The sequence below is a fragment of the Pseudomonas sp. WT-JTC genome (assembly GCF_056711565.1).
This window is the reverse complement of the sequence record NZ_CM160042.1, coordinates 1423639-1435935: the sequence shown is the minus strand read 5'-3', so window position 1 is coordinate 1435935 and position 12297 is coordinate 1423639. Positions and strand designations below refer to the sequence as shown.

Annotated in this window: 15 protein-coding genes; 6 read left to right on the top strand and 9 right to left on the bottom strand. The window is 61.1% G+C overall.

Going from position 1 to position 12297, the window contains the following annotated elements:
• Nucleotides 1-117: 117 nt before the first annotated feature.
• The gene (locus AC06G5_RS06360) at nucleotides 118-357 is read left to right on the top strand and encodes a CopG family ribbon-helix-helix protein (RefSeq protein WP_413427603.1); all 240 of its coding nucleotides are present in this window, start codon (nucleotides 118-120) and stop codon (nucleotides 355-357) included.
• Nucleotides 347-631 (top strand): type II toxin-antitoxin system RelE/ParE family toxin, encoded by a 285-nt coding sequence (locus tag AC06G5_RS06355; protein ID WP_413427604.1) that lies wholly within the window; start codon nucleotides 347-349, stop codon nucleotides 629-631. The genes AC06G5_RS06360 and AC06G5_RS06355 overlap by 11 nt, the downstream gene beginning before the upstream one ends.
• A 19-nt stretch (nucleotides 632-650) precedes the next feature.
• Here the strand turns inward: AC06G5_RS06355 and AC06G5_RS06350 are convergent, their stop codons facing one another.
• Nucleotides 651-1559 (bottom strand): LysR family transcriptional regulator, encoded by a 909-nt coding sequence (locus tag AC06G5_RS06350; RefSeq protein ID WP_413703458.1) that lies wholly within the window; start codon nucleotides 1557-1559, stop codon nucleotides 651-653.
• Between the two features lie 77 nt (nucleotides 1560-1636).
• Between AC06G5_RS06350 and AC06G5_RS06345 the strand changes: the two genes are divergently transcribed.
• Nucleotides 1637-2125 carry a DMT family transporter gene (locus AC06G5_RS06345; RefSeq protein ID WP_480459105.1) on the top strand — a complete coding sequence of 163 codons (489 nt, stop codon included), beginning with the start codon at nucleotides 1637-1639 and terminating at the stop codon, nucleotides 2123-2125.
• A gap of 118 nt (nucleotides 2126-2243) precedes the next feature.
• Here AC06G5_RS06345 and AC06G5_RS06340 read toward each other — a convergent pair whose 3' ends face one another.
• The 4 genes from AC06G5_RS06340 to AC06G5_RS06325 all read right to left on the bottom strand — a co-directional run bounded on the left by AC06G5_RS06340 (nucleotide 2244) and on the right by AC06G5_RS06325 (nucleotide 7034).
• Nucleotides 2244-3575, bottom strand: a complete 1332-nt coding sequence (locus AC06G5_RS06340) for an MFS transporter (protein WP_413428903.1) — start codon at nucleotides 3573-3575, stop codon at nucleotides 2244-2246.
• Between the two features lie 181 nt (nucleotides 3576-3756).
• On the bottom strand, nucleotides 3757-4683 hold the full coding sequence (locus AC06G5_RS06335; RefSeq protein ID WP_413703459.1) for a hydroxymethylglutaryl-CoA lyase: 927 nt from the start codon (nucleotides 4681-4683) through the stop codon (nucleotides 3757-3759).
• Entirely contained in the window at nucleotides 4680-5873 is a 1194-nt protein-coding gene (locus AC06G5_RS06330; protein WP_413428464.1) for a CaiB/BaiF CoA transferase family protein, read from the bottom strand. Before AC06G5_RS06330 ends, AC06G5_RS06335 begins: the two co-directional genes overlap by 4 nt.
• A gap of 252 nt (nucleotides 5874-6125) precedes the next feature.
• Nucleotides 6126-7034, bottom strand: a complete 909-nt coding sequence (locus AC06G5_RS06325; protein WP_413428463.1) for a LysR family transcriptional regulator — start codon at nucleotides 7032-7034, stop codon at nucleotides 6126-6128.
• Between the two features lie 132 nt (nucleotides 7035-7166).
• Here AC06G5_RS06325 and AC06G5_RS06320 point away from each other — a divergent pair, with 132 nt between their 5' ends.
• A complete protein-coding gene (locus tag AC06G5_RS06320) occupies nucleotides 7167-8186 on the top strand; it encodes a DUF4917 family protein (protein WP_413428462.1) in 1020 nt (339 codons plus the stop codon).
• Between the two features lie 98 nt (nucleotides 8187-8284).
• On the opposite strand, the gene AC06G5_RS06315 is transcribed toward AC06G5_RS06320, so the two are convergent.
• Nucleotides 8285-8827 (bottom strand): helix-turn-helix domain-containing protein, encoded by a 543-nt coding sequence (locus AC06G5_RS06315; RefSeq protein ID WP_413428461.1) that lies wholly within the window; start codon nucleotides 8825-8827, stop codon nucleotides 8285-8287.
• 159 nt (nucleotides 8828-8986) lie between these two features.
• Here AC06G5_RS06315 and AC06G5_RS06310 point away from each other — a divergent pair, with 159 nt between their 5' ends.
• On the top strand, nucleotides 8987-9769 hold the full coding sequence (locus tag AC06G5_RS06310) for an aldolase (RefSeq protein WP_480459102.1): 783 nt from the start codon (nucleotides 8987-8989) through the stop codon (nucleotides 9767-9769).
• Nucleotides 9770-9795: 26 nt separating this feature from the next.
• Nucleotides 9796-10683, top strand: a complete 888-nt coding sequence (locus tag AC06G5_RS06305; protein ID WP_480459100.1) for a dihydrodipicolinate synthase family protein — start codon at nucleotides 9796-9798, stop codon at nucleotides 10681-10683.
• Nucleotides 10684-10815: 132 nt separating this feature from the next.
• On the opposite strand, the gene AC06G5_RS06300 is transcribed toward AC06G5_RS06305, so the two are convergent.
• The 3 genes from AC06G5_RS06300 to AC06G5_RS06290 form a co-directional block, all read right to left on the bottom strand.
• Nucleotides 10816-11160: a YegP family protein gene (locus AC06G5_RS06300; protein ID WP_413428459.1), complete on the bottom strand. Its 345-nt coding sequence runs from the start codon at nucleotides 11158-11160 to the stop codon at nucleotides 10816-10818.
• A 173-nt stretch (nucleotides 11161-11333) separates the two neighbouring features.
• On the bottom strand, nucleotides 11334-11639 hold the full coding sequence (locus tag AC06G5_RS06295) for a ribbon-helix-helix domain-containing protein (RefSeq protein ID WP_413428467.1): 306 nt from the start codon (nucleotides 11637-11639) through the stop codon (nucleotides 11334-11336).
• Nucleotides 11640-11653: 14 nt separating this feature from the next.
• Nucleotides 11654-12235 (bottom strand): DJ-1/PfpI family protein, encoded by a 582-nt coding sequence (locus AC06G5_RS06290; RefSeq protein WP_413428458.1) that lies wholly within the window; start codon nucleotides 12233-12235, stop codon nucleotides 11654-11656.
• Nucleotides 12236-12297: the final 62 nt, after the last annotated feature.

The following is a 12297-nucleotide window of genomic DNA, read 5'->3' as shown; positions in this document are numbered from 1 at the left end:
ATATCAGGTCATTGCCTGTCGACTGAAACATCTCGACAGACGAACGGGCTGGTCCCGCCCCACCGATGACGGTGTAGTATGTTGTATTACAAACCACTACATCGATCGAGACACACCATGTCAGTCATGTCCCTGCGTGTACCAGACGAAATCGCCGATACCCTAGCGAGTCTTGCCAAAGCAACGGGTCGCAGCAAATCATTTCTGGCCGTGGATGCGCTGCGTGAATACCTGGCCCGTGAAGCGTGGCAAATCGAGGAAATTCAGAAAGCCTTGAAGGAAGCCGATGAAGGTGACTTCGCGACACAAGAAGAAGTGAACGCAGTTGCTGACAAGTGGGCGGCGAATGCGCGTTGAGTGGTTGCGTACGGCGTTAAAGAATCTGGATGACGAAGCCGCGTACATCGCCATCGAGAATCCAGAAGCTGCAGCAGATTTTGTCCAGGCAATTCTCGCCAGTGTCGATCACCTTGCCCGATTTCCATCGACAGGTCGTGAGGGGCGCTTACCCGGTACCCGGGAATGGGTCATGCCTGACCGCCCCTATTTGATTCCCTACCGGGTTCGCCAAGGTCGGCTTCAGGTACTACGGGTTTTTCATACGCGTCGTCTGCCACCTTCCAATTGGTAAAGGCCATTTGGAAAAGCCCCTAGCGTTCGATCCCCTCCCCAATCCTCCGATTCAACCAGTTCAACGCCTGATCCCCGCCTCGCCGCTTGTGCCAGACCAGTACGAAGGTGAACGAAGGGATGTGAAACGGCGGCGGGACGACAATCAGTGATTGCTCATCGATATCGCGCAAGCCTCGGGACGCGACCGTGAGGATCAGGTCGGTGCCGCTGATGAGTTCCGGGGCCACGCTCCAGTGCGGCAGGCTGATGGCGACGCGGCGGCGTTCACGCAGGGCGGTCAGGGCCCGCTCGATTTCCGGGGTGCCGCTGCCGCGCATCTCCAGCAGGACGTGAGGCCGTGCCAGGTAGGTGGGCAAGTCGAGCACACCGTCGGCGGGCAAGCTTTTGCGATCCACCAGGCAGGCGTAGTGCTCTTCGAACAGCGGGGTGCTGCGCAAGTCATTGGGCATTTCCGGGAACACACCGACGGCGATATCAATGTCACCGTTGAGCACCCCGTCGAGCATGCTTTCGCGGCTGCCGTGGCTGATTTGCAGATCGATGCCCGGCGCTTCGTGGCGCAACGTACGGATCAGTCCCGGCAGAACAATGGCGGCGCCGTAGTCGGACATCGCCAGGCGCAAGGTACGCTGGGTGGTCGCGGGATCGAAGGCATTGGGCGCCAGCAGCGCTTGCACCTGGGCCAGGGCTTCGGCCAGCGGCGCCACCAGTTCCAGCGCTCGCGGAGTCGGCACAAGCCCGGCCCCGGCGCGCACCAGCAGCGGATCGCCAAGCAGGTCGCGCAACCGCGCCAGCGCATGACTGACCGCTGGCTGGCTCAAGTGCAGACGCTCAGCCGCCCGGGTCACGTGTTGCTCACTGAGCAAGGCGTCGAGGATCACCAACAGGTTGAGGTCGATACGTCGAAGATCATTCATCTGCTGCATGTTCTGGATAACAAAACGGAATTTAAATCTGCGCGACGAATACTCTAGAGTCCAGCAAAACCTGTTGGAGATCGATCATGAGTACGTTGCATTGGGCGGGTTGGTTGCTGCTGGCCGCCTTCGCCGGGGCGGTGGTGCCGTTTCAGAGCGCAATCAACGTCAACCTCGGACGCGGCCTGGGTCATCCGTTGTGGGCGACGCTCGCCTCGTTGCTGGTGAGCGTTGTGGTGTTGTTGCCGATCATCGTTGCGATGCGTTTACCGTTGCCGTCTCTGGCATTCATCAACAAGGCGCCACTCTGGATGTGGGCAGGTGGCGCTTTTGGCGTGTGCTTCATTTCGTTGGCATTGGTGCTGCTGCCCAAACTCGGTGCCGCGGGGTTCATGGCATTGGCGCTGGCGGGGCAAGTGGTGGCGTCGTTGTTGCTGGATCACTTCGGCTGGTTCGGGTTGGCGGAGCGGCCAATCAGCTTGCCCAAAGTGTTCGGGGTGGTGCTTTTGATGGCCGGGGTGGTGTTGATTCAATTTTTTGATGCACCGGCCAAAGGGTTGGTGACGGCGGGTTGATGGGGCAACCGACGATGCCAGGGTGTTCTCCTGGCCGCCTTCGCGAGCAAGCCCGCTCCCACAGGGAGGCACGCGGTTCCTGTGGGAGCGGGCTTGCTCGCGAAGGCGGTCTATGGCATCAGGCCTTGTCGAGTGTGCGCAACTTCTGCGGCAACCCCCACAGCAACAGCGCAACCGCGATCAGCGCACAAACACCGATGACATACAGCGCCGGCGTGGTACTGCCGGTCAGGTCCTTGATCCGGCCGACCATCACCGGGCTGACGATGCCGCCGAACTGGCCCAGGGTGTTGATCACCGCGATCCCGCCGGCAGCACCTGCACCGGCCCCGGCCAGCAGTTTCGGCGGCAGGGTCCAGAAACTCGGGATGGAGGCGATGATCCCGGCACCGAGCAGGCCCAACGCGACAATCAGGAAGGTCGTGTGGCTGGCGAAGATCCCCGCGCAGAAGAACCCGACCGCACCGACTGCCACCAGACCGGCGACATACTTGCGCCGCTCGCCAGAAGCATCGGACAGGCGTCCGATCACCACCATGCTGATGGCGCCGCAGATGTACGGGATGGCCGTCAGCAAGCCGATCATCACCGGACTTTCGGTGCCGGCGCTGCGGATCAGTTGCGGCGCCCAGAAATTCAAGCCGTAGGACGCCACCTGAATCAGGAAATAGATCAGCCCCAATGTCAGGAAACCCGGGATCCGCAGGGCGGCGAGCAGCGAGCCACCGCTCTTGTGCGGCTCATGCTGAGCGATGCGGCTGGCCAACAAGGTCTTCTCCGAAGCCGTCAGCCAATGGGCGTCTTCGATACGGTCCTTGAGCAGGGTCAACACCAGCAGACCGAGGCCGATGCATGGCACGCCACCGAGCAGGAACAGCCAGTGCCAGCCACGCATTTGCAGCACGCCGTCGAGGTGTTGCAGCACCAGGCCCGAGAACGGCGCGCCCACCAGGCCGGCGAACGCCGACGACAGGAACAGCATCGAGGTGATGCGCCCGCGATAGTGCTGCGGGAACCACAGGGTCAGGTAATACAACACGCCCGGGGCGAAACCCGCCTCCATCGCGCCGATCACGAAGCGCAGCACGTAGAACTGCCATTCGCTGTTGACGAACACCATGGCTGCCGTGGCCAGCCCCCAGGACATCATGATCCGGGCGATCCAGCGCCGGGCACCGACCTTGTACAGCATCATGTTGCTCGGCACTTCGAAGATCACATAGCCGACCACGAACAACCCGGCACCGAGGCCGTAAGCGGTGTCGCTCAGGCTCAGGTCGGCTTGCAGCTGAAACTTGGCGAAGCTGATGTTGATGCGGTCGAAAAAGGCGAACAGGTAGCAAACCATGATCAGCGGCATCAGGCGCCAGGCGACTTTGCTGACCAGGGCTTTTTCGGTGTCGTGGCTAACGGACGGGCTCACGCCCGCCTCCAGTGCATTGAGGCTCATTGTGGTTCTCCAGGCGGACTTCCCGTGGGTGTCCGATTGTTTTTGTTGTCTGGTAAATGTTCGATTTCACTGTAGGAGCGAGCTCGCTCGCGATGAACCTGAGATCGCCGCGGGGTATCTGGCATCCAGAGTTATCGTTGACGTCCATCGCGAGCATGCTCGCTCCTACAGGGGATTGGTGTCAGGTAGGGATCGGGTGCAGGTCGCAATTGCGCCCGGCCTTGGCCAGTTGGCCGGGCACTTCGTGACCGAGCAGCGCCGGCAGTCCTCGCGACAGTTTCAGCAGCAGCGGCAAATCGATGCCGGTGTGAATGCCGACTTCATCGCACAGGTTCACCAGATCCTCGGTGCAGATGTTTCCCGACGCTCCCGGTGCGAACGGGCAGCCGCCGAGGCCGCCGAGGGCCGCGTCGAAGCGCCGGGCACCGGCCTCGTAAGCGGCCAGCACGTTGCACAGGCCAAGGCCGCGAGTGTTGTGAAAATGCAGGGTCAGGTCTGATGAGGAGACCCTTTGCAGCACCCGGCGCACCAGCCGGTCGACCTGACGCGGGTTGGCCATGCCCGTCGTGTCGGCCAGGGTAATGCCCTGGATGCCGAGTTCCTGATAGGCCTCGACGATTTGCAGTACGCGGTCCTCATCGATCTTGCCTTCGAACGGACAGCCGAAGGTGGTGGCGATGCTGGCGTTGAGTCGCACAGGGCTGTCGCCAACGAAGTGCACAATCTCACCGAACGCCGCCAATGAATCCTCACAACGCATGCGCATGTTCGCCAGGTTGTGGGTCTGGCTGGCGGACATCACCAGGTTCAGCTCATCGGCCCTGCACGCCAGTGCCCGTTGCGCGCCCTTGAGGTTGGGGATCAGCGCGACGTAGATCACCCCCGGTTGCCGGGTGATGCCCTTGAACACCAGCTCGCCATCGCGCAGTGCCGGAATGGCCTTGGGCGACACGAACGAACCGGCTTCGATACGGCTGAATCCGGCCAACGACAGTTGGTCAATCAAGGCTACCTTGTCGTGGGTTTCAACCCAGGTCGGCTCGATTTGCAAACCGTCGCGCGGGGACACTTCCTGCACGATCAGGTGGTCGGAATAATCGCTGATCATTGCACCACTCCTTCGACTTTCAGGCGTTCGATGTCTGTTGCAGTCAGGCCCAGTTGCGCGAGGATGCCGTCGGTGTGCTGGCCCAGCCCGGGGCCGGACCAGTTCACACCGCCGGGGGTCTCGGAGAGTTTCGGCACGATGCCCGGCATCTTCACCGTGGCGCCACCGGGCAGCTCGGCATTGAGCAGCATGTCCCGCGCCCGATAGTGCGGGTCGGCGACGATGTCGGCCACCGAGTAGATGCGTCCGGCCGGGACTTCGGCAGCTTCCAGCGCGGCCAGCACCTCGTCAATGGGCAGGCTACTGGTCCAGTGGGTGATGGCGGCGTCGAGCAGGTTGCTTTTGGCTGCGCGTCCGTCGTTGTGGGCGAACTCCGGCGCTTCGGCCAGATCGGCGCGGCCGATGGTTTGCATCAGGCGCCGGTAGATCGGGTCGCTGTTGCCGGCAATCACCACGTAGGCGCCGTCGGCGGTCAGATAGGTGTTGGATGGTGCAATCCCCGGCAAGGCGCCACCGCTGCGTTCACGCACATGGCCCAGCATGTCGTATTCCGGCACCAGGCTTTCCATCACGTTGAACACGCTTTCGGCCAGTGACACATCAACGACTTGCCCGCCGCCCTGCCCGGTCTTGACCCTTAGCAGCGACATCAGCGCACCGATCACCGCATGCAGCGAAGCCAGGGAATCGCCAAGGCTCACGCCGACCCGCGCCGGCGGCGAACCGGGCGTGCCGGTGGTGTAGCGGATCCCGCCCATGGCTTCGCCTATGGCACCGAAACCCGGACGATCGCGATACGGGCCGGTCTGGCCGTATCCGGAAATCCGTACCAGCGTCAGGTTGGGGTTGAGCGCGTGCAACACGTCCCAACCGAGGCCGAGTTTCTCCAGGGCGCCGGGGCGCAGGTTCTCGATCAGCACATCGGCACTGGTCGCCAGTTGCTTGACCAGTTCGATGCCTTCCGGGGATTTGAGGTTCAGCGCCAGGGACTTCTTGTTGCGTGATTGCAGGTACCACCACAACGAGGTGCCTTCGTGCAGCTTGCGCCATTTGCGCAGGGGATCGCCCTGGCCCATGGCTTCGATCTTGATCACTTCGGCGCCGAACTCGGCCAGCATGCGCGCCGCAAACGGCGCGGCGATCAGCGTGCCGATCTCGATCACTTTGATCGCACTCAAGGGGGCAGTCATCGCGGGGTACCTCTTGTTCTTGGAATATGAGCCAAGGCTAGAGGACAGGGGACTCGGGAATCCAACCTTCAGTTAGCAACGGGCGTTCGCGAAATGCGAACGCTCTGGAAGATTGTCGCGACCTCAGGGCCGCCTTCGCGGGCAAGCCCGCTCCCACAGGGATCTTCGGTGTTCGCACAATTTGTGCTTCACATTGCCCACTGTGGGAGCGGGCTTGCCCGCGATAGGGCCGGTGCAATCAACCGGGACCTGTCAGGCTGAACCCCGCAAATGCTCAAACAACATCCGGCTCACCGGCGACAACAACGCCTCATCCCGCACCACCAGAATCAACGCCCGGTCAGACCATTCGTCCGTCAACGGCACCGCGTGCAAACCCAGCGCCCGGCCAAACAACTCATAGGCCCGCTGCGGAAGGATGCCGATCCCCATGTTGGCCTGGATCATGCGGCACATGGCGTCGAACCCTGGCACATGAATGCGCACCCGCAACACCTTGCCGGCCTGGCGGGCGGCGGCGTGGGTGCGCATGTTGATCGAACTGGCGGCATGAAGGCCGACGTAATCGCTGTCCAGCGTATCGGCGAAAGCCACGCTCGGGCGGCTCGCCAATGGATGGTGTGGCGGCATCAACACCACCAGCTTGTCCTGGCGATACAGCACGCTGTGCAGGCCCTTGATGTCGCTGTCGATGGAACAGATGCCGAGGTCGGCCACCCCGTCGAGCACACCCTGGATCACCCCGGCGCTGGGGCGTTCTTCGAGGTCGGTCTTGACCTGTGGGTGACGCTCGGAAAAGTCCCGCAGGTCCTCGGGCAAAAACTGAATGATCGCCGACAGGTTGGCGAGCATCCGCACATAGCCGCGCACACCGTGGCTGTGCTCGCCCAGTTCAAGGCCCATTTTCTCGACGTTGAACAGCATCTGCCGGGCATGGTGCAGCAGCGTTTCACCGGCCGGCGTCAGGGACATGCCCTTGGCCTGGCGCACGAACAGGCTGATGCCCAACGCCTCCTCCAGTTCCATCAAACGCTTGCTCGCCGCCGAGACGGCAATCGCTTCGCGCGACGCCGCACGGGTCAGCGTGCCCTCTTCATGGACGGCGACGAACAGTTGCAGAGTGATCAGGTCGAGACGGCGGATCAGGCTTTTTTGCAGCATCGGGTACTCGGCGAAGTCGGCTCGGGCGAAGTTGCAGCATAACGTTCTTCACCCAAGTCGTGCCGTGGTCCAGGCACCCGCTCGTGATAAAGTCGCCGCCCATAGACCTTTTGCCGTGAGACGAAGACCGCAATGACCGATTTCCAGGATGTCGATGCCCAACTTGAAGACTGGAACGCCTTGCGCAGCAGCACTTCGTTCAGTGGTTTGCTGGTGGGCAACGGTGCCAGTCGCGCGGTGTGGGACGATTTCGGCTACGAGTCGCTGTTCGAAAACGCGCGCACCGTTGAAGAAAAACCCCTGAGCCCGTCCGAACTCAGCGTGTTCGATGCGATGCAGACCCGCAGTTTCGAGCAGGTACTGAGCGCGTTGAAAACCACCAGCCGGGTCAACAAGGCCCTGGCCGTCAGCTCCGCCGCCCCGCGCAATCGCTACTACGCGATCAAGGAAGCGCTGATCAACACCGTGCACGCGGTGCATATTCCGTGGCGGCTGGTAGTGCCTTCGACGCTGGTTACCATCAATCAGGAACTGGCCAGCTACCGCACGGTGTTCACCACCAATTACGACCTGCTCAACTACTGGGCGGTGCAACACCAGCCTGAGGCGATCACCGATCTGTTCCAGGGTGCCGAACCCGCTTTCGACCTGAGCGACACGGCCACCGACAAGACCCGCTTGCTGTACCTGCACGGCGGTCTGCACCTGGTGCGCAACCAGGACGGTACGGCGCGCAAGCTGATGTCGACCGAGGGCACGTTGCTGGGCAATTTCGCCATCAACAACACGATCAAGACCCTCGACGACGTGCCGCTGTTCGTCAATGAAGGCCCGAGTGCGGACAAGCTCAAGACCATTCGCAGTTCGGACTATCTGTCGTTCTGCTACGAGCAGTTACTCGGTCACGGCCAGGCGCTGTGCATCTTCGGCCATGCGCTGGGGGAGCAGGACAGCCACATCATCCACGCCTTGCGCCTGGCGAAACCGCAGGTGGTGGCGATCTCGATTTACCCGCGCAGCAAGGCGTTCATCCAGCACCAGAAGCGGCATTACGCGAAAGTGTTCGAGGGGACGGGGGTTGAGTTGCGGTTTTTTGATTCGAAGAGCCACGCGTTGGGTGGCCCGAAGCTCACGGTTCCGGTTGAAGTCTAGCGGCGACACGATTAGCGCCTTCGCGAGCAAGCCCGCTCCCACAGGTTCAGCGTGATCCATGTAGGAGCGAGCTTGCTCGCGATGCTTTTGCAGTCAACTCATTCTTCAGAGCTGTGCACCACCACCAGCAACTGCGCCTGCACCTCACCCACCGAACGAATCCGGTGCGGCTTCTGCGCATTGAAGTGCAACGCATCACCACGATCGAGCAGCACGCGCTCGTTCATGAAGTCCACCTCCACCCGCCCTTCGTGGACGAACAGAAACTCCTCGCCCAAATGCTCCTTGAAGGTCTTGTCGGTGAACTCGGCCGGCGGATAAATGATGAACGGCAACAGGCTGCGTTCGCTGACCTGATGGGCCAGCACCGCGTAACCCGAATTGTTGTCACTGACACCCAAGGGTTGCCGTTCGTGGCTGCGCACCAGGCTGTAGCTGTCGAGGCTGACGTTGTCTTCAGAGAACAGTTCCTCGACCTTCACATTCAGCGCCTTGGCCAGTTTCAGGGCCGCAGCAATCGACGGCGTGTTCAACCCGCGTTCGACTTTCGACAGGTAACTCTTGGTCATGCCCGATTGTTCAGCCAGGGTTTCCAATGTCACGCCAAGTTTTTTTCTGAGTAATTTCAAACGGATAGACATGTAGAGCGATTTATCCATCAAGGAGGCAACGATTTGTCCTTGCCAATGACACAAGGTGTCATATAGCCTCTTTAGTGTCATTTGCACTCACCGACGACTTTGCGAGGAACCGGTGAAGGGCAAACCCGACGTCCATTGAATCACCCAAAGGACACCGATATGGCCAAGACATTAGCACTGCCCAAAGAGCAACTGGTCAAGCACGCGCTGAGCCAAATGCAAAATACCCTGGCGGATAATACGTGGACCGCCCGGCAAAAGCTGGCCCTGACCTGCCGCATCCTGTTCGAACACGGTCACGATTCCGGCCTTGCCGGACAAATCACCGCCCGTGGTCCGCAACCCGGCACTTACTACACTCAACAACTGGGCCTGGGTTTCGACGAAATCACTGCGGGCAACCTGCTGCTGGTCAACGAGGACCTGGAGGTGCTCGAAGGCCACGACATGCCCAACCCGGCCAATCGTTTTCACAGTTGGGTGTACCGCGCCCGAGCGGATGTGAACTGCATCATTCACACCCATCCGACCCACGTTGCAGCCTTGTCGATGCTGGAAGTGCCGTTGCAGATTTCCCACATGGACCTCTGCCCGCTCTATGACGACTGCGCGTTTCTCGAAGGCTGGCCGGGCGTGCCGGTGGGCAACGAGGAAGGCGAGCTGATTGCCGGGGCACTGGGCGACAAACGGGCGATCCTGCTTTCGCACCATGGCCAATTGTCCACCGGCGGCACCATCGAAGAAGCCTGCGTCATCGCGCAACTGATCGAACGCGCAGCGAAACTGCAACTGCTGGCCATGAGCGCCGGGACCATCAAGCCGATCATTCCCGAACTGGGCCGTGAAGCCCACGACTGGATTGCCCGGCCCAAGCGGCATGCCGCCGCTTTCAACTACTACGCCCGGCAGATCCTGCGCCAACACGCCGATTGCCTGAACTGAACCCATCGACCGAACGGAGAGACACCATGTCCACCGCAAACATTCACGGCATCATCGGCTACACCATCACCCCTTTCACCCCCCACGGCGAAGGCGTTGACCTGGATGCCCTCGGGCGCTCCATCGACCGCCTGATCGAGGGCGGCGTACACGCCATCGCACCGCTGGGCAGCACCGGTGAAGGCGCCTACCTGAGCGACGCAGAGTGGGATCAGGTCAGCGAGTTCAGCATCAGGCACGTGGCCAGGCGCGTGCCGACCGTTGTCAGCGTGTCCGACCTGACTACCGCTAAAGCGGTGCGCCGCGCGCGTTTCGCCGAAGCTCACGGCGCCGATGTGGTGATGGTGCTGCCCGCGTCCTACTGGAAACTCAGCGAAGCGGAAATCCTCGCCCATTACCGTGCCATCGGCGACAGCATCGGCGTGCCGATCATGCTGTACAACAACCCGGCCACCAGCGGCACCGACATGTCGGTGGACCTGATCCTGCGTATCGTCAACGCCGTGGAAAACGTGACAATGGTCAAGGAGAGCACCGGCGACATCCAGCGCATGCATCAACTGCAACGTCTCGGCGAAGGCCAGGTGCCGTTCTACAACGGTTGCAATCCGTTGGCCCTGGAGGCCTTCGCCGCTGGCGCAAAAGGCTGGTGCACCGCTGCGCCAAACCTGATCCCGCAGCTCAACCTGGATTTGTACGAAGCGGTGTTGGCAAACGATCTGCACAAGGCCCGCGAACTGTTCTATCACCAGTTGCCGCTGCTGGATTTCATCCTCAAGGGTGGCTTGCCGGCGACGATCAAGGCGGGCTTGCGGGCGACAGGCCTGGAGGTCGGGGATCCGCGGTTGCCGGTGTTCCCGTTGAGTGAGGCGGGTTGTGGTCAGTTGCAAAAGCTGCTGAACGCCTTGCGCTGACTTCTTGCCATACACAAAACCAAAATGTGGGAGCGGGCTTGCTCGCGAAGACGGTGGAACATTCAATAGACAGGTTGAATGTGACGGCCTCTTCGCGAGCAAGCCCGCTCCCACAGGGGATGAGTGTTGATCTCAAAGCACCGGCAACGTCTTGTCCTTTACCACTTTGCTCGGGCCATTGGCCTTCACGCTGGCGATGCCTTTCTCCATGGCGGCATCGGAGGAATAGGCCTCGCTGCTGCCGATGATCTCGTGGTTAGCCGCCTTGAGATTAAAATACGGATGGCCATCCTTGGTGGTTTTCTTCTCGTAACGCTCATCCAGCGGGCTGTTGGCCTGGACCGAGGCGATGCCTTTGTCGGCGGCGGCGTGGGTGGTGTACAGCTCGCTGGTCAGAATGGTCTCGGCGTTGGCCGCCTTGAGGACAAACCTGAACTGGCCATTGCTGCTTTTGCTCACTTCATACCATCCGGACATGTTGATTCTCCTTGGCGATTGAGAGGTTGTGCGCTTCAGAGTAAAGACTAGCCTCAGGCATCTGTCGCCTGTGCCGGCCCCTTCGCGAGCAAGCCCGCTCCCACAGGTATCACATTGAACCTGTGGGAGCGGGCTTGCTCGCGAAGAGGCCGATTGCGGCGCTAAAAATGTATCTACTTCGCCGTCGCCCGCACCACCGACAACTCCGGCGCCGAACTCCGACGCTGACTCAAATACCGTGTACAACTCACCCGCAAGAACGAGGCGAAATTGACCACTTCGCCGCGATAGTCCATCACCTCTTCATACAGCTTGGCGATCAACTGATTGGTGGTCATGCCGTCGACCTCGGCGATTTCACTGAGGATGTCCCAGAACTGATTTTCCAGCCGCAGGGTGGTGACCACCCCGCAGATGCGCAGCGAGCGGGAGCGCGATTCGTAAAGAATCGGGTCGGCTTTGACGTACAGCTCGCACATGGACATGTCCCTCGTTACAGCGTGATTTTTGTACCCAGCAACCCCAGGAAACCGGCCAGCCAGTTCGGATGCGCAGGCCAGGCCGGAGCCGTGGCCAGATTGCCCTGAACATGGCCGTCCGTCACCGGAATATCGATATACGTACCGCCCGCCAGCCGCACTTCCGGAGCGCAGGCCGGATAAGCGCTGCATTCGCGACCTTCGAGAACACCCGCTGCCGCCAGCAACTGCGCGCCATGGCACACGGCGGCGATCGGTTTGCCGGCCTTGTCGAAAGCGCGCACCAGCTCCAGGACCTTTTCGTTCAGGCGCAGGTATTCCGGCGCACGGCCGCCCGGAATCAGCACGGCGTCATAATCGGCGGCGCTGACCTTGGCGAAATCGAAGTTGAGGGCAAACAGGTGACCGGGTTTTTCACTGTAGGTCTGGTCGCCTTCAAAGTCATGGATCGCCGTGCGCACGGTCTGGCCGGCGGTTTTGTCCGGGCAAACGGCGTGTACCGTATGGCCGACCATCAGCAGCGCCTGGAACGGCACCATCACTTCATAGTCTTCGACGTAATCACCAACCAGCATCAGAATTTTTTTCGCAGCCATGGGGAGGACTCCTCTGGAAGTGGGCGTGCAGGAGTATTCAAGGTAGTCCTTATCCTTGGGGG